Raw genomic sequence first — 23120 nt, forward strand, 5'->3', positions numbered from 1 at the left:
GCCCGTCACCTCACCCAAGGATCCGCGCGCGGACCTCACTCAACTCGGCTTCAAGGCGGGCGGCAGTTCCCGAGGGCAGGATGTCGCGGCCCGCGCGAGACCGCAGCTCGACCCGCAGCTCATTCCTGAAGTCTGCGAGCACCTGCTCGACCTGCGCGAGTTCGCGCCGACTGGAGGCGCGGGCATCTGGATCGGCGTCCGACTCGTGATCGGGTTGGGCTTCATCCTGCGGTGCGGGCGCGTCAGCGGTCGCGTCCTGCGCGGCGGGAGGCGGGGCATCCGTCACCGTCTCTTCGCGCGCCGTGCGATGAGGCACGGAGGTCTCGCCCGCGACCGCCGCGAGGTCGGCGCGCAGCGTGCGCATGGCATCCGCGACGCTGGCCCGCACCTCGTCGGCGAGGCTGCGCACGGTCGTTGTAACGCCGCGCTCGATCTCGTCGAGTTCCGCTTGGCGGGCGGCGAGTTCGGCGATGCCAGCATCCGTGATCGAGTAGACCGTCTTGCGGCCGTCGGCCTCGCGGCTGACGAGCCCCTCCTCGCCGAGCTTCGACAGGCGCGGGTAGATCGTGCCCGCGCTCGGGATGTAGGTGCCGCCGAAGCGGTCGCTGAGCGCCTGCATGAGCTCGTAGCCGTGCATGGGCCGCTCCGAGAGCAGACTCAGCAGGTAGAGGCGCAGGTGGCCGTGGCCGAAAACCGGGGTCACTGTGCTGCCACCGCGTGATGCACCGTGACGTCGCCCGTCACCGAGTTGACGCTGAACTCGAGCCACTTGCCCGAGAGCTCACCAAAGCTTCCGTTGTAGGTGCCGTGCACGATCGAGACGCTGGAGTCGTTGAGCTGCACGCGACCGGATGCCGTGGAGATCTTGTACGACGCCGCGACGCCCGGCGCGAGCCGCATCGACACGTCGCCCGACACGGTGTTGACCTTGACGCGATCGGGGGTGCCCTGCAGGTCGAGGAAGACGTCGCCCGAGACGCTGTCGTGCGAGACGCGGGAGATGGTGCCGCTCGCCATGAGCTCGCCGCTGACCGTGTTGGCCGAGATGTCGCCCGTGTGCTCGCGCACGGCGATCTCGCCCGACACCGAGTTGAGGTCGAGCTCGCCGATCACGCGGTCGATCACGACTTCGCCCGACACCGTGCTGATGCGGGCGACGGCGTCCTTGCCCGTCTTGCGGCTGAAGTCGAGGCCGCTGATGAGGGCGCTCGCCGTGACGACGCCGAACTTGAGGGCGATCGAGCGGGGGACCATGATGCTCACCTCGGCGGTCGCCTCGTTCTTGAAGAAGGAGAACACCTGCAGGAAGTTGTCCCAGGCGAGCTGAGGGTGGTCGATCTCGAGCACGCCGTCGTCAAGGGAGACCTTGAGCGGCTTGCCGGAGACGGAGTGCACCTCGACCCGCGCGCCGGGTTCGTCGTGGGCCACGATGTCGACCTGGCCGCCGATGAGGCCGACCTTCAGGGTGTGGATGCTGTCGAAGTCGATGGTCTTCGGACCTTCCAGCATCCATTTTTCGCGGGCCATGGTGTCTCCTCAAGTCGAGTTATATCGCGTCTGCAGAAGTCACGCTATATCGCGTTTAGTGCGAGCGCAACACGAAACTCTTGACATTGACGTTGCGTCAAGCTCTACCGTCGTCGACATGGATTGGTCGATACAGCAGGTGGCCTCGCTCGCGGGCACCACCAGCCGCACCCTGCGGCACTACGCCGACATCGGGCTGCTCGAGCCGAGCCGCGTCGGCACTAACGGGTACCGCTACTACGACGCAGCCGCGCTGACCCGGCTGCAGCGCATCCTGCTGCTGCGCGAACTCGGGCTCGGGCTGCCCGCGATCGCCGAGGTGCTCGAGCGTGAGACATCCGCCCCCACCGCCCTCGCGACCCACCTGCAACTGCTGCGCGAAGAGCAGCAGCGCCTCGACCGGCAGATCGCCGCAGTCGAGAAGACCATCACGAAACTCAACGAAGGAGCGCCACTCATGGCCGACGAGATGTTCGACGGATTCGATCACACGCAATACAAGGACGAGGTGACACAGCGCTGGGGCGCCGAGGCATACGCATCCGGCGACCGCTGGTGGAAGCGCCAGACGGATGCCGACAGGGCGGCATTCATGCAGCAGCAGAAGCAGATCCAGGCCGACTACGCCGCCGCCCTCTCGGCGGGCGAGCCCGCCGACGGCGACGTCGCGCAGGAGATCACCGCGAGGCAGGTTGAGTGGATCGCGATCGGCTGGCAGGGGCGCCCCGTCACGGCGGAGGCGATCCGCGGGCTCGGGCAGATGTACGTCGACGACCCCCGTTTCGCCGCCAACTACGGCGGCCCGGATGGCGCGGCCTACGTGCGAGACGCGATGGCCGTGTACGCCGAGCGCATGTGACGCACGCCCCGGTCCACGTGCGATGTTCGGAGGGACTGAGTGGACAAATCTTCCGCCTCCCCATCTTGAGTGGCCAAAGTTTCAGTCTCCCCTTCCCGGGTGACCCAAACTTTGGCCACTCGCACAGGTCGCGAGTCAAAGGCGTGCGTTTCGGCACGCCAATGCCGCAGCGCGCGCTTCCGTTCCAAGGGGCAGGAGTTGCATCCCCCGCGCACGCAGGAGCCTGTGCACATCGACTATGAATTCGAATGGGCGCTCGTCCAGGTCCTCCGCCGTCACACGTTTGACCCGCCATCCTGCGTCTTCGAAGCGCTCGCGACGCGCGATATCGCTTCGAAACCGCACCGGGTCGGTACGGTGTTCGTCGCCCTCGTACTCGAGCACCGTCCTGGCTTGGTCGTACTTGAGGTCTGGAGTTCCGACCTTGCGTCCCGCGGCATCCGTCACCACCTCGTTGACAACCGGTTCTGGCAGACCGGCCCGCACGAGTAGCATCCGCAGCTTCGTCTCGCGCGGAGAATCAACCCCGACGCGGATGTAGCAGAGTGCCTCCCGCAGAAGACGGCTACCCCGGATACCTGGATTGCCATCGACCGCCGCGCGCAACTGCTCGATGGTCGCCAGAGGTGCTTCCCGTATCCACTTGTTGCGGCGTCCAGAGATTTTGATGACGCGACCGGAAACCAGGAAGTCGCCGGCGGCGATGAGTTCGTCGACCGTCAACTCGGTGGCGAGATCGAACCATGTCGATACCGGATCAGAGACGGGCACGCCACCGTGGCGCAAGATCGTGATGCTTCTCTTCGGACGATGGCCGACGACGCCGGTAGTGCGGATGCGATTGCCCGGTACACGCGTCGATACGTGTAGAAGACGTGCGCGTTGCAGCACCAGCGGCAGCGGGATCCCGTGAAGGGCGGCGGCGGTCGAGTGGCTAAAGAAGTCGCCGACGCGCAGCCTCGGTAACAGAGCCTGGCACCGCCTGGAAGTCGTGGACGCGTCGAGTGCGACCGCGCGAACCCCGTAGTACGGGCGCTGCACATCGGGACCATGCAATCTTGCGTAGCTCAGACCCGCGGCGCGTTGGTCGCCCGGTGTGAACGCCTGGCCGACGAGCTGCGAGGGCAGTGGGACGAGTCGAGGCATCCAGAGAGTCTGGGCGGATCTTCGCGCCCGCGCCGTGTCTGACCGACGCTTCCGTGGACGCGTTCTGGACGCTCGCCCTGTGGAGGGGTGCGGACATGGCCAGTTGCCGCCTGCGTGTGGGACCCCGACTTGGCGAGTGGCCAAACTTTCGGCTTCCGCGCGCTCGGTGGGCGAAACTTTGGCCACTCGCGACGAGGAACGGCGAGACGCGAGGCACGAGATACGAGGCGCCAGAGTCGTGCCGAAACCCGGCCTACGGCAGCGGATAGTACACGACCGCGAGGCTCGGCAGGCGGCCGTAGCCGTCGCGCGCGACCGTCTCCAGGGTCGCAATCGCGGTCCAGGTGACGATCGCCGCGAGGGCCAGTGACAGGGCGAGGGCGGATGCGATCATGACGGAGCTCCTAGCGGTGTCGGGCTGGTGGGGGTCGGGTCGATGACCGGCGCCGCCCCGTCGGCGACGCGTTCCGCAAGCACAGTCGCGGTCGGGATGCCGGCGGTGTCGACGGGTGCTTCTGGCGCGGCGGCTGAAGCGGTGGCATCCGCTCGCCGTTCGGGCACGGTGAGGAGCGGGATCGTCACGCCGACCATGGGCCCGATGAGGAGCGCGAAGGCGAGCGTGCCGAAGCCGACGACGCCGCCGAGCAGCCAGCCGATGAGCAGCACGCTGCCTTCGAGGCCTGTGCGCACCGCCCAGATGGGCCACCCGGTGCGGGCGTGGATGCCGGTCATGAGCCCGTCACGCGGGCCGGGGCCGAAGCATGCCCCAATGTAGAGGCCGGTCGCGAGGGCCAGAAGGCACAGGCCGCCCGCAAAGAGGAGCACCTGCGCCCACAGCTGCTCGGGTGTCGCGATCACGAGCAAGCCGACGTCGGCGGAGGGGCCGACGAGGAGGGCGTTGAGCACAGTGCCGATGCCGGGCTTCTGGCGGATCGGGATCCAGAGCAGGAGCACGACGCCCGAGATGAGCACCGTCACGAGACCGAACTGGATGCCCGTCTGGCCGGAGGTGCCCTGCGAGAGCACGTCCCACGGCGTCGCCCCGAGCCCCGCACGCAGCATCATCGCGATGGCGATGCCGTAGAAGAAGAGGCCGAGAAGCAGCTGGACGATGCGGCGAGTCATACCGGTATCCAATTCGCTGAGTGGCCTTAACTCAAGAGGCCAATATGCGTATTGTGGCCCTATGGCATCCCTGGCTGCGCGTGCTTTGGCTTCACTTCTCGGCGATTGGCGCTCTTCGAGCATGCCCGCGTATGCCTCGCTCGCCGACCGCATCCGCCTGCTCATGCTCGACGGCCGCATCGTCTCGGGCACCCGCCTCCCCGCCGAGCGTGACCTCGCACAGCACCTCGGCGTCAGCCGCACGACCGTGACGGCGGCGTACTCCGACGTACGCGAGGCGGGCTACCTCGAAAGCGTGCGGGGCTCGGGCAGCATCGCCCGCCTGCCCGGCCGCGGCCCGCTCATGGTCGACCAGGCCGAGACGGCGCTCTTCGACTTCACCAAGGCGGCCATGCCGGCGATCTCGGGGATTGCGGATGCCGCCTCCCGCGCGATCGACGACCTGCCCCACTATCTCGGCCAGCACGGCTACGACCTCATCGGCATCCCGCCGCTGCGGGAGGCGATCGCCGAGCAGTACCGCAGGCGCGGGCTCGCGACATCCGCAGACCAGATCATGGTGACGATCGGGGCGCAGCATGCGATCGCACTGCTGGCCCGCACCCTGATCGGGCGGGGTGACAGCACGGTGATTGAGGTTCCCACCTACCCGCACGCCTTCGAGGCGATGCGGGGTGCGGGGGCGCGAGTGCTGCCGGTGAGCGTGACTGTGGAGGACGGATGGGATGAGCCCGCCCTCGAGCAGGCGATCCGCCGCAGCAGCCCCGCCATGGGCTACCTCATGCCCGACTTCCACAACCCGACGGGCCGCACGATGCCGCCCGAGCAGCGGGAGCGGGTCGCCCGCCTTGCCGCGCAGCACGGCACGCAACTGCTCATCGACGAGACCATGGCGGAGCTCGTGATCGACGACATCGAGCCGGTCGCCCCGTTCGCGAGCTTCGGTGATGCCGTGACGGTCGGTTCGGTCGGCAAGACGGTGTGGGGCGGCATCCGCATCGGCTGGATCCGCGCGGAGGCGCCCCTCATCCAGCGACTGTTCCGCAACCGGCATGCGGGTGACCTGGGCACCCCCATAATCGAGCAGCTCGTCGTGCTGCACCTGCTCGCCGACTACGAGCGCATCCTCGAGACCCGGCGGCGCCAGCTCCGCACGGGGCGTGACCACCTTGTGGGGTTATTGCGGGCGCGGTTTCCGCAGTGGTCGGTTCCGGATGTCGCGGGCGGCCTCACCACGTGGGTCAACCTCGGTGCACCCGTGAGTTCGCAGCTGACGCTCGCGGCCCGCGCCGAAGGGCTGCTCATCACGGCCGGCCCGCGCTTCGGCATCGACGGTGCCTTCGAACGGCACCTGCGCATCCCCTTCGGGTACACGCCGGAGGAGATGGATGCCGCGGTCGACGCGCTCGACCGCGCCTGGCGCTCGCTCGCGCACGGTGCGCCCGCGCCGGCGGAGGAGCTTTCGGTCGTCGTGTAGCGCTCAGCGGCCGCGCGGCCCGGTCGGGTCGTCCTCGGCGGTCGACGTCGCCACCGGCCCGCCAGGCACGAGTAGCTTCGGCATGAAGAAGTGCACGAGCGGCCCGATGAGCAGGGCGAAGGCGAGGGTTCCGAGGCCGACGTTGCCACCGAGCATCCACCCGATCGCCAGCACGACCGCCTCGATGCCGGTGCGGACGACCCAGATGGGCCACCCCGTGACCCGGTGCAGTCCCGTCATGAGCCCGTCGCGCGGGCCAGGCCCGAAGCGCGCTCCGATGTAGAGACCCGTCGCGACGCCGTTGAGCACGAGCCCGACGGCGAAGTACAGGATGCGCATCCACAGCTCGTCCGGTGCGGGAAACATCCACAGGCCCAGCTCGATGAACGGCCCGACGAGCAGCGCGTTGGCTACCGTGCCAATGCCCGGCTTCTGGCGAAGCGGGATCCACAGGAGGAGGAGGGCGACGCTGATGATGACGGTGAACATCCCGAAGGGGAGACCGAAGACGTTCACAAGGCCCTGGGTGAAGACATCCCACGGCGGCACACCCACGGCGGCGAGGAGCATGAGGGAGAGGCTGAGCCCGAAGAGCAGCAGTCCGATTGCGAGTTGGAGCACGCGGCGGAGCATGCTGGTTCTGAATGGCACACACCATTGTGCGCACATGTCAGCGGGCGGCGGCGCAGACCTGAAATACTGAATGTCCGTCGCCACCCAGGGAGAGTGCCCGTGCACCTGCTTTCCGTCTTCAGCCTGCGCAATCGGGCCCTGATCGCCCTCGTCACGATTGTGGTGGGCATCTTCGGCACGATCTCGCTGACGAGCCTCAAGCAGGAACTGATCCCCTCGATCTCGTTCCCGCAGTTGGCTGTCATCACCGCCTACCCCGGCGCGGCGCCCGAGGTCGTGAACGAAGACGTCAGCACCCCGATCGAGATCGCGATCCAGGGGGTCGCGGGCCTTGAGGGCACGACCGCGACATCCCGCACCAACATCTCGATCATCTCGGCGTCGTTCGAATACGGTACCGACCTGGCGACGGCGGAGCAGAAGGTCAACCAGGCGATCAACCGCATCTCCTCGACCCTGCCGGAGGACATCGACCCGCAGGTCATCTCGGGTTCCGTGGACGACCTGCCGGTCATCCAGATCGCCGTCACGAGCGACCTGGATGTGCGCGACCTCAGCGCGGCGCTCGAAGCTTCGACCCTGACCGACATCCAAGCACTGGAAGGCGTGCGCGAGGCGAGCCTGCTCGGCACGGTCGGCCAGCGCGTCACGATCACTCCCGACCGGGCGGCGCTCGCCGCGGCCGGGGCCAGCAACGCTGACATCACGGATGCGCTTGAGGCCAACGGCACGCTCCTTCCCGCGGGCGAGATCACGGAAGACGAGTCGACGCTCTCGGTGCAGGCCGGCTCCCGCATCAACTCCGTCGAGCAGATCTCCGCGCTTCCCCTGTCGGGAGTGCTCGACCCCGCCGGCGCACCCCTCACGATTGCCGACGTGGCGGATGTCGCGATCACCGACAACCCCGTCGAGGGCATCTCGCGCGTCAACGGCGAACCGGCGCTCACGATCGCCGTCACGAAGACGCCAGCGGGCAACACCGTCGCGGTTTCGGAGGCCGTGCAGGAGGCCATCCCGGAGCTCGAGGAGGCGATCGGCGAGGGCACCGAGTTCACGGTGGTCTTCGACCAGGCGCCGTTCATCCAGCAGTCGATCGAGAGCCTCACGACGGAGGGTCTCCTCGGCCTGATCTTCGCCGTCATCGTGATCCTCGTATTCCTGATGTCGATCAGGTCGACCCTCGTCACCGCGATCTCGATCCCGGCATCCGTGCTCATCACCTTCATCGGCATGCAGGCCTCTGGCTACACGCTCAACATCATCACGCTCGGCGCCCTCACGATCTCGATCGGTCGCGTCGTCGACGACTCGATCGTCGTCATCGAGAACATCAAGCGGCACATCGGCCTCGGCGAGGGCAAGCTCGAGGCGATCCAGACGGCCGTCAAGGAGGTCGCCGTCGCGGTGACCTCGGCGACCGTCACGACGGTCGCGGTGTTCCTGCCGCTCGCCCTCGTCGGCGACATCACGGGCGAGCTGTTCCGGCCCTTCGCCCTCACGGTGACGATTGCGCTCGCCGCGTCGCTCTTCGTCTCGCTCACGATCGTGCCCGTGCTCGCGTACTGGTTCCTCGGCAATGAGAGCGAGGCGGCCCGCCGCGAGCGCAAGGAGCGCAAGAAGGCGGCGAAGTCGGGCGCTGCGTCGACGGATGCTGCGCCGGCGGATGCCGCACCCGCCGTCGAGTACGTCGACACCAGCACGGCGGCGCTCCAGGCCCTCAACCCGGGCACCCCCGTGCCGTCGCGCCGCGCCCGGCGCGAGGCGGCGGCCGCGCAGGCCGAGGAGCGCGAGAAGCCCTCGCGCCTGCAGAAGGCCTACCTTCCGGTCATCCACTACACGCTGAAGCGCCCCGCGATCACACTCGGTGCGGCCGTGCTGGTGCTGCTGCTGACGGTCGCGATGCTGCCGTTCATGAAGACCAACTTCATCGGCGACAGTGGCCAGAACACCCTCACCGTCACGCAGACCCTCCCGCTCGGCTCGAGCCTGGAGGCACAGGATGAGGCGGCCACCGCGGTCGAGGAAGCCCTGCGCGGCGTCGACGGCGTCGAGACGGTGCAGCTCTCGCTCGGCTCCTCCGGCGGGTCGATCATGGCCGCGTTCGGCGGTGGCGGCGACGCGACCTTCTCCATCACGACCGATGCGGATGCCGACCAGGAGCGCGTGCAGTCCGACGTGCGGGCGGCCATCGCGGAGCTCGACGAGGTCGGCGAGGTCTCACTCGCGACGGCCGGCTCCGGCTTCGCCTCGACCGACATCGACATCGACATCGAGGCGCCCGGCCGAGACGCACTCGAGGAGGCGGCCCAGGCCGTGCTCGAGGAGGTGCGTGGCCTGGATGTCACGGCCGAGGCGAGCAGCAACCTTTCTGTATCCCAGCCGTACATCGGTGTCATCGTCGACCGTGAGGCGGCCGCCGCGATTGGTCTCAGCGAGATCGCGGTGGGCGGGATCGTGTCGCAGGCGATGCTGCCGCGCTCCGTCGGCACCGTCGTGATCGACGACAAGTCGCTCTCGATCTACATCGAGAACGAGACGGCGCCCGAGACGTTGGCCGAGCTGCGGGCGTTCCGCATCCCGAGCGCGGGTGGCCTCGTGCGGCTCGACTCGATCGCCTCGGTCGAGGAGGTCGATGGCCCCGCGAGCGTCACGACCATCAAGGGTGTGCGGTCCGCGACCGTGAGCGTCACCCCCAACGGTGACGACGTGGGAACCGCCTCGGCCGAGATCCAGGCGGCGGTCGACGCGCTCGATCTGCCCGCCGGTGCGGAGGCGGAGCTCGGCGGCGTCACGGCACAGCAGGGTGACGCCTTCCGGCAGCTCGGCATCGCGCTGCTGGTCGCCATCCTGATCGTCTACGTCGTCATGGTCGCGACCTTCAAGAGCCTGCGGCAGCCGCTGCTGCTGCTCGTGTCGGTGCCGTTCGCGGCGACGGGCGCGATCGCACTGCAGGTTGCGACGGGCATCCCGCTCGGCGTGCCGTCGCTCATCGGCGTGCTCATGCTCATCGGCATCGTCGTCACGAACGCGATCGTGCTGGTTGATCTCGTCAACCAGTACCGCGCCAAGGGCATGACGGCCTACGACGCCGTCGTGAAGGGGTCGAGCCGACGGCTCCGCCCCATCCTGATGACGGCGCTCGCGACGATCTTCGCCTTGCTCCCGCTCGGCATCGGCCTCACGGGTCACGGCGGCTTCATCTCGCAGCCCCTCGCGATCGTCGTGATCGGCGGGCTCGTCTCGTCGACGCTGCTCACACTCGTCGTGCTGCCGTCGCTCTACTACCTCGTCGAGGGGGCGAAGGAGCGCCGCGAGCAGAAGCGTGCCGAGGCGAAGCTGGTCGCGGAGGGCGACACGAGGGAACTCCCGACCTCGTAGCTTTCAGAATCAGGAGAGCGCGTCGCGCAGAAACTCCACGATCTCGTCGCGCAACGGCGTCGGTTCGCTCGTGCCGAGCAGCGCGATCGAGTGGGCGATACCCGGCACCTCGACGAGGGTGACGGATGCGCCCGCCTCGGTGAGCGCATCCGCGAGCGAGTGCGCGTGCCCGATCGGGATGTATTCGTCCACCGAGTGGGCGATGAAGAAGGGCGGGTCGGTCTGGTCGGCGTGCGCCTGGGGGGATGCCTCGGCGGCGACGGCGCAGGAACGGTAGCTCGAGCATCCGAGGTATTCGAGCTGCGTGCGGTCGAAGCCCTCGGGCAGTGCGCCGAGCTCGAGCCCCGCACGCGTGAGGTCGGTGGGTGCGCTGAGTTCGACGACGGCGGCGACGCGTGAACCGATGTCCCAGACACCGGAACCCGACGTGCCGAGCAGCGACACGAGGTTGCCGCCAGCCGAGCCGCCGACGGCGCCGATGAGCGCCGGGTCGTAGCCGTACGCCGCGACCTGCGCGGGCTGCCGCACCCACTCGACGGCGGCGCGCACGTCATTGATGGCGGCGGGGTACGGATGCTGCGGAGCGAGCCGGTAGTTCAGGTTGAAGACGACGAAGCCTTCCGACGCGAGCCATTCGCAGGTGCTGCGCCACCACGTCGAGGCCTTGTCGCCCTCGCGCCAGCTGCCGCCGTGCACGAGCACGAGCGCGCGGCGGGGTCCGTTGTTGATGGTGCTGGCCGTGACATCCGCCAGCTGGCAGACGTCGAGCAGCTGTGTGCCGCCGTCGCCGGCGGGGTAGGGCACGTCGGCCGTGACCGTGACGTCGGGGTAGATGGGCACCGTGTCGACGACGGATGCCGGCGCGAGCGCGGCGTCGGCGGTGGGCGTGCACGCCGCGAGGCCGAGCATGGCGGGCAGCATGACGGCGGCGCTGAGCGCGGTCGTGTGGCGTGCGCGCCGTCGGGTTCGGTGCATCGTGCGGATACTCTACGTGAGCCGCAGGGCGGCTGTTGCACCCCCGTTCGGGCCTGAGTGGGGGCTCATCCAGCGGGCATCCGGTTTGCGTGAAGCCGCTGTTCGGCGCGCGCTCGATTCGCGATCAGGATTAGGTCGCGAGCAGCACCGCGACCGGCGTGAGGATCGCGAGAATGATGCCGTTGGCCGCGAGCAGCACGAGGGCCGCGTAGCGCAGGTCTGCGGTTGGGGTTCCTTCGCGACGGTTGTCGTCGGCCATGGCGGCGGCGAGGGCGATGCGCGGGGGCGATGCGCCGACGGCCGGCCCGACGGCGGCATTCTGCGCGCCGAGCGCGACGATGGGCGAGGCATCGAGGGCGGTCGCGACGTGGGCGACGCCCGCCGAGAACATCGAGGCGACGGCCGTGTTGGAGGTCGTCGCGTAGCCCCCGATGAAGCCGAGCAGCGGCACGACGAAGAGGAAGCCCGGCCCGAGCATTGCGGCCCCATCCGAGAGTGCGGCGGCCATGCCGTTTGCGGCGAGTAGCGCGCCGAAGGTGATGAAGAGCACGGTCACGAACCAGAGCGGCCAGAAGGTGCGCATCCCCTTGCCGAACCCGACGCGCGTCGTCGCCCGGTCGAGGCCGAGCAGCAGCGGCGTGACGGCGGCGGTGATGACGAGCCACAGCGCGGGGCTCGCGAGCACTCCGGATGCCGCGCCCAAGGGCAAGAAGGATGTGAGCGCGGTCATGCTCAGCAGCCCCGTGACGAGCACCCCGTAGGGGAGGAGTGAGCGGGCGGTCGCGCCGTCCATGCGGGGGAACCGTCCGCCGCCGACGCGCGCGCAGAGCAGGAGCCAGAGGGCGCCGGCGAGTGCGCTGAGCACGCCGCCGAGGGGAACGCTCACCCACAGGTTGGTCGCCGTGAGCACGATCCACATGATCGCGACCATCGCGAGGAGCTCGCCCGATCGGCGCACGGCCGCGCGCCATCCGGAGCCGACGATCGCGACAGCGGCGCCCATCACGAGCAGCACGGGGAGGCTGAAGATGGCGGCCCAGGAGCCGACATCGCGGAGGGACTCCCCGCCGAGCCCGGCCGAGACGAGCAGGCCCGGTCCAAGGGATCCCCACGGTGAGATGACCATACCGAGGAGGGCGATCGTGGCGGCCTTCGTCGCCGAGAGCCCCAACTGGATGAGGAGCGGAACCGCGATCACGATGCCGATGCCCCAGCCGATGAGCGACTCGCCGAGGGGTGCGATCGCGAGGCCGATGAGCAGCACCGAGCGGTCATGGTCCCGTGCCGCCGCCCGCAACCACGAGCCGATGCGGGTCTGCGCCCCCGCGACCGCGAGGGTCTCGTTGAGCAGCACGCCACCGAGGATGATGAGCGACACGGCAACCAGCACGGGCACGAGCCGGTCGAGGCCGGAGGCGAGGGCATCCGTCGTCATGGGGAAGCGGAACGAGAGCGCGAGAGTCACCGCAAGGGCGCCGAGCACGACCGGGATCGGCTTGAGTCGGAAGGCCAGCAGGGTCGCGACCAGCGCGATGGGCAGCGCCGCGAGGGCGACGTCGATGGGGGAGATGGTGCGTGCCTTGTCTTCAAGAGGGTGGAGCCAACCTCAAGGCTACCCTCGCTTTCTCAGCTTCGCTCCTGTACCGTAGGTTGGTCGGCTCTAGACAGCGCGAGTTCTCGCGTATGGGTTTGTAAGTCTTTCGGGCCGGTTTCCACACACCATCTACTCCATGGTGTCCTCGGAAAAATCACGTATGTGAACGGTCCTGGCCAAAGATTGCCCGGGTTTCCTCAGTAGTGCAGCTAACGGTGCTGTGCCCTGCCATGCATTTAGAACAACCCGGAAAGCACCATGCCCAATTCAAAGAAATTCTCTGCACCCCGCGGCGCCAAGTCCGGCGCACGCGCATCCGGCGCCAAGTCGGGCAGTCGCAGCCCGGGACACCGCGGCTACAAGGCTGACGCCCCCGCCGCCGCACCCAAGAAGCGCTGGACAGCGGATGATCGTGCCGCCCGCACCGGCGACCGCCGCCCTGCTGGCGACCGCCGCCCCGACTGGACTCCCCGTGAGGAGCGCCCCACGAACGGCCGCGCGCCCTACGGTGACCGCGCCCAGCGCACCGAGCGTCCCTCCTACGGTCGCACCGAGCGTCCCAGCTACAACGACCGCCCGGCTCGTGGCGAGCGTCCCGCGTACAACCGCGGCGAGAACCGCGGCGAGCGTCCCTCGTACGGTGATCGCCCGGCTCGCGGTGAGCGCCCGTCGTACGGTGATCGCCCGGCTCGCGGTGAGCGCCCGTCGTACGGTGATCGCCCGCAGCGTGGCTCCTATGACCGCCCGCAGCGAGGCTCGGATGACCGCCCCAAGCGCTCGTTCGACGACCGCGCTCCCCGTCGTGACTTCGACGACCGCGCGCCGCGCGGCGAGCGTCCCTCCTACGGCGACCGCCCGAGCCGTGGCGAGCGCCCCGCATACAACCGTGGCGAGAACCGCACGGAGCGCCCCGCGTACAACCGTGGCGAGAACCGTGGCGAGCGTCCCTCCTATGGTGACCGTCCGGCCCGTTCCGAGCGCCCGTCCTACGGCGACCGCCCGCAGCGCAGCTTCGAGGACCGCCCCAAGCGCTCGTTCGACGACCGTGCCCCGCGTCGTGACTTCGACGACCGCGCGCCCCGTCGTGACTTCGCTGACCGCGCGCCGCGCCGCTCCTATGACGAGCGCCCGCCGCGTCGCGACAGCGACCTCTACCCGAAGCGCGAGACCCGCTCCTTCACCCCGCATGACGACGTCGTGCTCGAGAAGCTCGAGGCGAAGGTCATGACCGCTGGGGAGGTCGAGGGCAAGACTTTCGGCGATCTCGGTGTCGGCGACAACATCACGCGCCAGCTCGCGGCGATGGGTGCCGAGGCTCCGTTCCCCATCCAGGCGGCGACCATCCCTGACGTTCTTGCGGGCAAGGATGTGCTCGGCCGCGGCAAGACCGGCTCCGGCAAGACGATCGCGTTCGGCGTTCCTGTCGTCGAGCGCCTCATGGAGAACAACGGTGGCAAGGGTCGCAAGCCGGGCCGCAAGCCCCGCGCGCTCATCCTCGCCCCCACCCGTGAGCTCGCGATGCAGATCGACCGCACGGTGCAGCCCATCGCGCGCAGTGTCGGCCTCTTCACGACCACGATCGTGGGCGGCGTGCCGCAGCACAAGCAGGTCATGTCGCTCCAGCGCGGCGTCGACATCGTCATCGCGACCCCCGGTCGTGTGGAGGACCTCGTCGACCAGGGCCGACTCGACCTCAGCGAGGTCAAGGTCACTGTTCTCGACGAGGCCGACCACATGTGCGACCTCGGCTTCCTCGAGCCCGTGCAGCGCATCCTGCGCGAGACGATGGATGGCGGCCAGAAGCTCCTCTTCTCGGCAACCCTCGACAAGGGCGTTGCCCAGCTGGTCAACGAGTTCCTCGTCGACCCGGCCGTGCACGAGGTTGCTGGTGAAGACCAGGCGTCGAGCACGATCGACCACAAGGTGCTCCTCATCGAGCAGCGCGACAAGCGTGCCGTCATCGAGCAGCTCGCCGGTGGCGAGGGCAAGAAGCTCGTCTTCGCCCGCACCCGCGCCTTCGCCGAGGAACTCGCCGACATGCTCGAGGATGCCGGCATCCCCGCGACCTCGCTGCACGGCGACCTCAACCAGGGCCGTCGCACGCGCAACCTGCAGCTGCTCACGAGCGGTCGCGTGAATGTGCTGGTGGCGACGGATGTCGCGGCCCGCGGCATCCACGTCGACGACATCTCGCTCGTGATCCAGGCGGACGCGCCCGACGAGTACAAGACGTACCTGCACCGCGCTGGCCGTACCGGTCGCGCCGGCAAGGCCGGAACGGTTGTTACGCTGACGACCCGCAACCGCCAGCGCCGCATCGACGAGCTGCTCGGCCGCGCCGAGATCGACGCGACCATGCACAACGTGCAGCCGGGCGACACGCTGCTCGACCAGCTCGCGGGCCTGTAGCCCGCACCTCGCGGGTTGAGTACGCCCGCCAGGGCCGTATCGAAACCACACACCCCGAGGGCGCCTCATTGGAAACGATGGGGCGCCTTCCCCCGCGCAACATAATTGCGTGCAACACCGGCCCCACTTTGGGGCACTCGTTCCCGTGATCTCGGGGATCCTGCGAGCGTGGTGGAAGGAGCCGTCTCCCACGTATGGCAAGCTTAACGCCAGAATATTGGCCGAATGCAGACAGCCGGCCGATGACATACGGAACTGACGCGTGCGAAGGGGGTCGACTGTGAACCCGGTTCCTGGCGTACCCGACGGCTCTCCCGTGACGTTCTCCGGTGGACCCACCTCGCGTATCGCGGCCAAGTACATGTTGGATGCTTGCGCCTGGGTGGCGGCTGTGGTGCTCGCGCAGCTGTTGCGTTACGACTTCGAATTCCAACTGATTTCGTGGTCGTCGCTGGCGGTGTTGTCGGCGCTGATTATCGTCGCGCAGTTTGTCGCTGGCTGGATCTTCTACCTCTACCGTGGTCGCCACCCTTACGGGAGCTTCGATGAGGTGCTGGCGCTGGTGTGGACGGTCGCGTTGATCGCTGTAGTGGTGGGTCTCCCCGTGCTTGCGTTCGGTCTGTCGATGTCCATTCCGCGCAGCACGGTGTTCTTGGCAATGCCGATCGCCCTCGTGCTCATGTGTGCTGTGCGGTATTTGAGACGTCTGGTCGCCGAGAAGTCGGTCAATCATGTGTATGAGACGGAGCGCACACTCGTTTACGGTGCCGGTTACCTCGGCACGGCGCTGGTTAAGCGCATGCGGACGGACCCGCTCTCCTCTTTCTTTCCTGTCGGGTTGATCGATGACGATCCACGAAAGCGCCGGGTGCAGATCGCCGGCGTCAATGTCTTCGGCTCGTCTGAACAGCTGACGGAGATCGCACAGAAGACCGAGGCGACGGTCTTGGTCGTCGCGATTGGGCGTATCGATTCCGCTGGTCTCCGCCGCATTTCGGATGTTGCTGCGGATGCCGGGTTGCAGGTCAAGGTTCTTCCCCCGCTAGAGGATGTGCTCCGCGGTCGTTCGAGACTCCGTGACCTCCGGGACATCTCCATCGACGACCTGATCGGGCGGGAGGTGGTTGACACCGAGATCGAGTCGATTGCCGGCTACATCCAAGGTCGCCGCGTTCTTGTTACTGGCGCCGGGGGCTCCATCGGTTCGGAGCTGTGTCGCCAGATCATGCAGTTCCGTCCCGCAGAGCTGATGATGCTCGATCGCGACGAGACTGGCTTGCAGAGTGCACAGCTCTCTATCTCCGGGCATGGACTGTTGGACACAAAGGACGTTGTGCTCGCAGACATCCGCGATTCCGCTGCGCTCGAGCGGATCTTCGCGGAGCGTCGCCCCCAGGTCGTGTTCCATGCTGCTGCACTCAAGCACCTGCCGATGCTCGAGCAGTATCCACAAGAGGCATGGAAGACGAACGTGCTGGGCACAGTCAACGTGCTTCAGGCGGCGATGAAGGTGGGAGTCGACACCTTCGTGAACATTTCCACGGATAAGGCGGCTAACCCGACGAGCGTGCTGGGTCATTCGAAGCGCGTCGCAGAGAAGCTCACCGCGTGGGCGGCGGAGACAACGGGCGATCGCTATGTTTCAGTGCGCTTCGGCAACGTCATCGGAAGCCGCGGATCCATGTTGCCGACGTTCACGGCGCTGATTGAGGCCGGTGGTCCATTGACCGTGACGCATCCGGATGCGACCCGCTTCTTTATGACCATCCCGGAGGCTTGTCAGCTGGTCGTCCAGGCGGGCGGTATCGGGCGTCCCGCCGAGGTCTTGATCCTTGACATGGGCGAGCCAGTTCGGATTCTCGACGTCGCGGAGCGAATGATTGAAATGTCCGGAAAGGACATCGAGATCGTATTCACGGGCCTCCGTCCCGGCGAGAAACTTCACGAGGAACTGATTGGCATCAACGAGGGCGATGAGCGGCCGATCCACCCGAAGATCACGCACACGAGCATCCATTCGATCGCGCCGCAGAACCTTGACCTGACCGATTGGGAGGCGCGGTGCCAGAACGGAGACTTCGACACGCGCACCGTCGGTGTGGAGACCTCAACGAGCATGGATGGTTCTGGTGAATAGCCGCGTTCACATGTCGTCGCCCGACGTCGGTGAGTTGGAGGAGCAGTTTGTCGTGCGGGCGATGCGCTCCGGCTGGATCGCGCCCCTCGGGCCTGACGTCGATGCCTTCGAGCGGGAGCTCGCCGCGCGCGTCGGCGTGCAGCACGCTGTTGCGCTCAGCTCGGGAACCGCCGCGATCCATCTCGGGCTTCTCGGTCTCGGCGTCAAGCCGGGTGACATCGTGATCACCTCAACCATGACCTTTGCGGCGACAGCCAATGCGATCACCTATACGGGCGCCGCTCCCTTCTTCATCGACAGCGAATTCGACACCGGCAACATGTCTCCGGCGCTGCTGCGGCAAGCTTTGACCCAGCTCGTCGGCGCCGGTGAGCGCGTCGCCGCCATCGTGCCGGTCGATCTCCTCGGCAAAGCGGTGAATTACACGGAGATTTGCGCGATCGCCGACGAGTTCAATGTGCCGGTTCTCGCTGACGCGGCAGAGTCTCTCGGCGCGACGCATCAGGGGCGGGCTGTCGGTTCTTTCGGCCAGGCCTCGATCGTGTCTTTCAACGGCAACAAGATCATGACGACATCCGGTGGCGGAATGTTGCTCACCGATGACGAATCGCTCGCCACCCGGACACGCTACTTGGCGACGCAGGCGCGCCAGCCGGCGGTGCACTACGAGCACACCGACATCGGCTACAACTACCGGATGAGCAACCTGTTGGCTGCGCTGGGGCGAGCCCAGCTCTCGCGCCTCGACGAGATGATCGCGCGGCGCCGGGCGATGCGCGAGCGCTATCGCGAACTTTTCGCGACTGTGCCAGGCGTGGAAATCTTCGGCGGTGCGAACGATGATGGGGACAATTTTTGGCTTACATCGATCATCGTGGATACGGCCGTCACCGGCTGGATTCCGTCGGCTCTGAGTGCGGCACTGCTCGATGAGAACATCGAGAGCAGGCCGCTCTGGAAACCCATGCACCTCCAGCCGGTATTCAGGGGTGCGCGTACGCTGATCAGCGGAGCCTCCCAGACACTGTTTGAGACGGGACTCACGCTCCCGAGCGGGTCAGCGTTGAGTGATGGAGAGGTTCACCGGGTGATGTCGGCATTGCAGGATTTCGTGGGGGGTACTCGTTGGTGACGCAGCTCGGCGAGCAGAGGTTCTGCGTCTGGGACGCCGCGGATCCCGGGCAGGAAGCTCTGTGGGTCGAGTTCTGGAAAACGATGCCGAATACCGAGGTCTCGGCGCACCCAGGGTATGTGAAACGGTTCATTGAGCACGGCGAACGCGCTCTCTGTGCCGCCATGACAACAGAGAAGGGCGAACGGATTATGTTGCCGTTCGTTCTGCGACCGATCGAATCACTGGACGGGCTTGGCCCGCTTGCGGATATCTGCAGCCCGTACGGATATGGGGGGCCTTGGACTTGGGGCTCCGAGCACCATATCCCTACCGTTCGGTTCTGGCAGGAGTTCGACACGTGGGCGCGCGCGCATTCGGTGGTTTCGCAGTTCATACGTTTCAGTCTGGACGCTGGCGTTGAAGCTGATTTCCCCGGCATCGTTCGTGCGCGGACAAACAACATCGTGGTGTCACTCGCGCCCACGGAGGAATTTCTCTGGACGGGATTTGAGCACAAAGTCCGCAAGAACGTCAACAAGGCCCGTCGAAGCGGGATAACGGTCTCGATGGATGAGAGCGGCGATTCTCTAGACGATTTCTTGCGCATCTATGCGGAGACCATGCGCCGACGCGATGCAGACGCCGGGTATTATTTTCCGAGAGAGTTCTTCGAAGCGATCAACTCCGAGCTTGCTGGACAGTACGTTTATGCCAACGCCCTCCTCGACGGCGAGGTAGTTTCTACAGAACTTGTCCTGGTGTCCGGCGACACCATCTACTCGTTCCTCGGCGGGACCAGTGAACATGCCTTCAAATTTCGCCCAAACGACCTTTTGAAGTTCGAGGTAATGCTTTGGGCTAAGGCGCGAGGTAAGTCTCGCTTCGTCCTAGGAGGCGGTGCGTCACCCGGGGATGGTATCGAGCGATACAAGCGGTGTTTTGCGCCGACGGGGGTCGTTGAATTTCGTACAGGGGAGCTCATAGTCGCGCCGGACGAGTTCCAGAAACTGGTCGACAGACGCAAGTCGGACTTCAGCGTCGCTGACAAAGCATGGCCGTCGCAGTCAGACTACTTCCCGGCATACAGGATGCCGCTTTGACAACCAGCGTGACTCCTGTAGCTCGGCGCTCGCGAACGCGCCGTCGCCGTGTGTTGCTCCTAACCCAATGGTTTGACCCCGAGCCGACTTTCAAAGGCATGCTCTTCGCAAGGAAGCTCCGTGACCTCGGATTTGAGGTTCGCGTTCTCACCGGATTTCCGAACTATCCCGGCGGGAAGCTCTACGAGGGGTACCGGATCCGCCTCTTCCAGCGTGAGGTCGTCGACGGCATCCCGATCCTTCGAGTGCCTCTGTATCCCAGTCATGACAACTCCGGCATTCGCCGTGCTTTCAACTATCTCTCATTCGCCGTTACCGCCTCGATCGCGGTTCTCGGCGTTAGGCGCCCCGATGTCGCATATGTCTACCATCCTCCGGCTTCGATCGGGCTGCCCGCCCGGGTGCTCAAACTCGTCCGTGGCGTCCCCTACGTCTACGACGTCCAGGACCTTTGGCCCGACACGCTCGGTGCCACGGGAATGGTCCGTAGCCCAACCGCCCTGAGGATTGTGGCGGTCGCGATGTCGAACATCTACAGAGGTGCCTCGAAGCTAGTGGTTCTCTCCGAAGGCTTCCGGCGGACAATAGCGGCAAGAGGCATTCCCCAGGAGCGGATTGACGTAATACCTAACTGGGCAGATGAGGCGCAGATTGTACCCGCTTCCACTGGTCCGAAGTTGGCCGGAGAACCATTCACCGTTACGTTCGCTGGCAATATCGGACACGGACAGGGCCTGGAGACTGTACTAGAGGCAGCGGAACTACTGGCCAGAGACGGAAACGTCACGTTCCGGATAGTAGGCGGCGGCGTCGAGTTGCCAGCACTTCGGGAACTCGCCCTGTCCCGAAAGCTTACCAACGTCGAGTTTCTACCCCGTCGACCACTCTCGGAAATCGGCGAAGTCCTGAGCTCTTCAGATGCGCTTCTCGTTCATCTGCGTGATGACCCCCTCTTTGCCATTACGGTTCCTTCGAAGACGCAGGCGTACTTGATGGTCGGGCGACCGATTCTCATGGGGGTACGGGGTGACGCGGCAGACTTGGTCAAGCACGCCAAAGCGGGCATAGCGTTTGAACCGGAGAACGCCGCTTCCCTAGCGGATGCAGTCAAAGCGCTGACGCGACTTGACCCAGAGGAGCGTTCGACTATGGGAGCAGCGGGCCGCGAATTTTACGCCCAAGAACTATCGCTCGACGTGGGAGCTGCCCGCTTTTCTCGCGTTCTAGAAGAAGAAAGCTTCCTGCGGCCTCGCTTTCTCACCATGAAGCGACTATTCGACATTTCCATCTCATCTATCGGGCTCATAATCGCGGCGATTCCAATGGCAATCATCGCGCTCGTGGTGAAGCTCCGAATCGGCAGCCCCGTGATCTTCAAGCAGCCGAGACCAGGACGAGACAATGTGCCGTTTGTTCTATTGAAGTTCAGGACCATGACCGAGAAGACGGACACAGATGGTTCGATGCTGCCTGACAATCTTCGCCTCACTCGATTGGGCAGTTTCCTCAGGTCTTCGAGTCTCGACGAACTGCCAGAACTGTGGAACGTGTTGCGGGGGCAGATGTCTCTAGTCGGGCCTCGCCCGCTGTTGCTGCGCTATACACCTCATTTCACTCAACAGGAACGGCTTCGGCTTCGAGTACGTCCGGGAATCACGGGGTTGGCTCAGGTCAATGGGCGGAACACCCTGTCTTGGGACGACCGGCTCGCGCTCGACATCTCATACGTCAAAAACTTGTCCGTTATTCAGGACTTGAAGATCTTGTGGCTCACCGTCGGGAACGTTTTCGGCCGGCATGGTGTCGTAGTCGATGCTGAGTCCGTAATGCAGAATCTCGACGATGAACGCCGGACGGTGGTGTGACATTAACGGCATTGAGATTCGACCGCTCCGTCTTGATGACCTTGCCGCAGTAGCGCGCTTACTTAGTGATTCATTCGAGCCGCGGCTACGGCCTTACATGACCTACACGCAGGCGGGCATCGAGCATTTTCTGGAGGTCGGCGTTGCATATCCGACTGCTATGCCGTCTGTTGTGCGGCAGGTCGCCGTCGATCTCTCGGACGACAGCGTCGTCGGATTCGCGGATTTTCGGCTTCTTGATTCGCCGACAGCGCACCTCTCCTACGTTTGCGTCTCTCGCTCGGCTAGAGGCCGGGGCATTGCGACGTTGCTGATCGACCGATTCCGGTCTCTACACCGTGCGATCGAACGCATTCAGTTGGACGTTTTCAGCGAGAATGTTCCTGCACGCGCCCTTTATAAGAAGCTCGGCTTCGTCGAGGCGGAGCAGTCGCACTGGGTTACTCGCGAAATGCCTGCGGCAGCCGGGCACGCGACCATCACAAATCTGCCTTACGCACATGCGGCCTTCGAACGGTACGGATTCTGCGAGTTAGAGGTGAAGACGACTGGGGTGGCTAGGAAGCTCGGGCGTCTGGGTCACGGCGTCATCCGGGCATTCGACGTGGCAGCATTCGACGAGGATGAACTCCTGGCCTCTGTGCGAACACAATTTCCTGAAGCTTCGATCCGCTTCTGTATCGTGTCGGACTCCGCCTTCCGAATGCTCAAGGGGGCCTTCGAGCACCTGCTCACTAGCAGACGTATGGTCCTCACTCTTCTAGACGATTCGCCAGCACGGAACGGATTGATATTTTGACTGCCAGCCTCGAAAAGACCGCACGTCGCCGAGATACGAGCCGCACCCCTGCCTTCTTCTATCCCTCGGCTCGAGAAGGGATGAGAGACCTTCTTGTGAACTCGGCGGCCGCGCTGGAGAGGGGAGTCTTGCTCCCGGGATTTATCGGATGGTCCGCAATCGAAGGAAGCGGCGTTTTTGACCCTGTCCGTGAGGCGGAAGTCCAATACGGCTTCTACGGGCTGAATCCCGACCTGTCGGCAGATTTAGATGAGGTTGAAGCGCAGCTAAAGTCCGGTGGCTATGGCGTGCTTGTCATCATTCATTATTACGGGCGCTCAGAGCCACGGCTCCAGGAGTTGCGTCGGATGGCCGACGAGCACGACGTGATTCTCGTGGAAGATCTAGCGCACGGGTTCTTCACTTCTCAGTCGGAGAGCAGCGCTGGGCGCTTTGGTGATGTCCTTCTCTTTTCCCTGCACAAGCAATTCCCGCTGGCCGAAGGGGGAATGGCGCTCTACAGAAATGCCGGGTTGATTGAGAAGCAAGTCGGCACTCGTCCAGATCTTGCCGTTGAGGTCCTGTCGTACGACTGGCGCGAGATCGCTAATGCGCGTCGGCGCAACTTCAGCGTCCTAACTTCCCACTTGCTCGAACTCCCGGAGTGCGGCAACGAATTCACACTTCTGTGGCCAGAGCTGAGCGAAGGTGACGTGCCGCAGACACTACCCATCTGGGTGCACGGTGAGATTCGCGACAGCATTTATCGCAGGATGAATGCCGAGGGCTTTGGAATGGTCAGTCTCTACCACACTCTGATACAAGAGCTAGGCGGGGCCTTTCCTCGTCTTGAGAAACTGTCCCGCCACATCATCAACTTTCCGGTCCACCAAGACGTTGTCACCAACGAGATACCGTCGCTCGTTGATTCGTTCCGAGCAAGCCTTCACCAGATGACTGAAAAGCAGATTGGCGACTCCTAGCGGAGCGGTAGTCAAATGAG

18 protein-coding genes are annotated in these 23120 nt (G+C 65.6%); 10 read left to right on the forward strand and 8 right to left on the reverse strand.

The window, feature by feature from the left end; all coding sequences use genetic code 11:
- Nucleotides 1-10: 10 nt before the first annotated feature.
- Together ACIQK7_RS06625 and ACIQK7_RS06630 are read right to left on the reverse strand one after the other, a co-directional pair.
- Nucleotides 11-703: a PadR family transcriptional regulator gene (locus tag ACIQK7_RS06625; protein ID WP_403022437.1), complete on the reverse strand. Its 693-nt coding sequence runs from the start codon at nt 701-703 to the stop codon at nt 11-13.
- A complete protein-coding gene (locus ACIQK7_RS06630) occupies nt 700-1527 on the reverse strand; it encodes a DUF4097 family beta strand repeat-containing protein (protein ID WP_403022439.1) in 828 nt (275 codons plus the stop codon). The genes ACIQK7_RS06625 and ACIQK7_RS06630 overlap by 4 nt, the downstream gene beginning before the upstream one ends.
- Nucleotides 1528-1645: 118 nt before the next feature.
- On the opposite strand from ACIQK7_RS06630, the gene ACIQK7_RS06635 reads away from it, so the two are divergent.
- On the forward strand, nt 1646-2386 hold the full coding sequence (locus ACIQK7_RS06635) for a MerR family transcriptional regulator (RefSeq protein WP_403022441.1): 741 nt from the start codon (nt 1646-1648) through the stop codon (nt 2384-2386).
- Between the two features lie 135 nt (nt 2387-2521).
- On the opposite strand, the gene ACIQK7_RS06640 is transcribed toward ACIQK7_RS06635, so the two are convergent.
- The 3 genes from ACIQK7_RS06640 to ACIQK7_RS06650 form a co-directional block, all read right to left on the reverse strand.
- Nucleotides 2522-3532: a hypothetical protein gene (locus ACIQK7_RS06640; protein ID WP_403022443.1), complete on the reverse strand. Its 1011-nt coding sequence runs from the start codon at nt 3530-3532 to the stop codon at nt 2522-2524.
- Between the two features lie 253 nt (nt 3533-3785).
- Nucleotides 3786-3926, reverse strand: coding sequence for a hypothetical protein (locus ACIQK7_RS06645; RefSeq protein ID WP_403022444.1), 141 nt, complete (start codon nt 3924-3926; stop codon nt 3786-3788).
- Nucleotides 3923-4657, reverse strand: a complete 735-nt coding sequence (locus ACIQK7_RS06650) for a YitT family protein (protein ID WP_403022446.1) — start codon at nt 4655-4657, stop codon at nt 3923-3925. Before ACIQK7_RS06650 ends, ACIQK7_RS06645 begins: the two co-directional genes overlap by 4 nt.
- Before the next feature lie 121 nt (nt 4658-4778).
- Between ACIQK7_RS06650 and ACIQK7_RS06655 the strand changes: the two genes are divergently transcribed.
- Complete coding sequence (locus tag ACIQK7_RS06655) at nt 4779-6134, forward strand: PLP-dependent aminotransferase family protein (protein ID WP_403022448.1); 1356 nt, start codon at nt 4779-4781, stop codon at nt 6132-6134.
- Between the two features lie 3 nt (nt 6135-6137).
- Here ACIQK7_RS06655 and ACIQK7_RS06660 read toward each other — a convergent pair whose 3' ends face one another.
- The gene (locus tag ACIQK7_RS06660) at nt 6138-6767 is read right to left on the reverse strand and encodes a YitT family protein (RefSeq protein ID WP_403022450.1); all 630 of its coding nucleotides are present in this window, start codon (nt 6765-6767) and stop codon (nt 6138-6140) included.
- Between the two features lie 99 nt (nt 6768-6866).
- Between ACIQK7_RS06660 and ACIQK7_RS06665 the strand changes: the two genes are divergently transcribed.
- Nucleotides 6867-10145 (forward strand): efflux RND transporter permease subunit, encoded by a 3279-nt coding sequence (locus ACIQK7_RS06665; RefSeq protein WP_403022452.1) that lies wholly within the window; start codon nt 6867-6869, stop codon nt 10143-10145.
- 9 nt (nt 10146-10154) lie between these two features.
- Here the strand turns inward: ACIQK7_RS06665 and ACIQK7_RS06670 are convergent, their stop codons facing one another.
- Together ACIQK7_RS06670 and ACIQK7_RS06675 are read right to left on the reverse strand one after the other, a co-directional pair.
- Nucleotides 10155-11120 carry an alpha/beta hydrolase gene (locus ACIQK7_RS06670; RefSeq protein ID WP_403022454.1) on the reverse strand — a complete coding sequence of 322 codons (966 nt, stop codon included), beginning with the start codon at nt 11118-11120 and terminating at the stop codon, nt 10155-10157.
- Nucleotides 11121-11250: 130 nt separating this feature from the next.
- Nucleotides 11251-12690: an L-lactate permease gene (locus tag ACIQK7_RS06675; RefSeq protein WP_403023998.1), complete on the reverse strand. Its 1440-nt coding sequence runs from the start codon at nt 12688-12690 to the stop codon at nt 11251-11253.
- A 282-nt stretch (nt 12691-12972) separates the two neighbouring features.
- Here ACIQK7_RS06675 and ACIQK7_RS06680 point away from each other — a divergent pair, with 282 nt between their 5' ends.
- From ACIQK7_RS06680 to ACIQK7_RS06710, 7 genes are all read left to right on the forward strand, one after another.
- Entirely contained in the window at nt 12973-15123 is a 2151-nt protein-coding gene (locus ACIQK7_RS06680; RefSeq protein ID WP_403022456.1) for a DEAD/DEAH box helicase, read from the forward strand.
- 316 nt (nt 15124-15439) lie between these two features.
- Complete coding sequence (locus ACIQK7_RS06685; RefSeq protein WP_403022458.1) at nt 15440-17260, forward strand: polysaccharide biosynthesis protein; 1821 nt, start codon at nt 15440-15442, stop codon at nt 17258-17260.
- 10 nt (nt 17261-17270) lie between these two features.
- The gene (locus tag ACIQK7_RS06690; RefSeq protein ID WP_403022460.1) at nt 17271-18392 is read left to right on the forward strand and encodes a DegT/DnrJ/EryC1/StrS family aminotransferase; all 1122 of its coding nucleotides are present in this window, start codon (nt 17271-17273) and stop codon (nt 18390-18392) included.
- Complete coding sequence (locus ACIQK7_RS06695; RefSeq protein ID WP_403022462.1) at nt 18389-19474, forward strand: lipid II:glycine glycyltransferase FemX; 1086 nt, start codon at nt 18389-18391, stop codon at nt 19472-19474. Before ACIQK7_RS06690 ends, ACIQK7_RS06695 begins: the two co-directional genes overlap by 4 nt.
- Nucleotides 19426-21339, forward strand: coding sequence for a sugar transferase (locus tag ACIQK7_RS06700; RefSeq protein WP_403022464.1), 1914 nt, complete (start codon nt 19426-19428; stop codon nt 21337-21339). The genes ACIQK7_RS06695 and ACIQK7_RS06700 overlap by 49 nt, the downstream gene beginning before the upstream one ends.
- Nucleotides 21317-22138, forward strand: a complete 822-nt coding sequence (locus ACIQK7_RS06705; protein ID WP_403022466.1) for a GNAT family N-acetyltransferase — start codon at nt 21317-21319, stop codon at nt 22136-22138. Before ACIQK7_RS06700 ends, ACIQK7_RS06705 begins: the two co-directional genes overlap by 23 nt.
- The gene (locus ACIQK7_RS06710) at nt 22135-23100 is read left to right on the forward strand and encodes a DegT/DnrJ/EryC1/StrS family aminotransferase (protein ID WP_403022468.1); all 966 of its coding nucleotides are present in this window, start codon (nt 22135-22137) and stop codon (nt 23098-23100) included. Before ACIQK7_RS06705 ends, ACIQK7_RS06710 begins: the two co-directional genes overlap by 4 nt.
- Nucleotides 23101-23120: the final 20 nt, after the last annotated feature.

The organism is Salinibacterium sp. GXW1014 (assembly GCF_044769865.1).
Classification (GTDB): Bacteria; Actinomycetota; Actinomycetes; order Actinomycetales; family Microbacteriaceae; genus Homoserinimonas.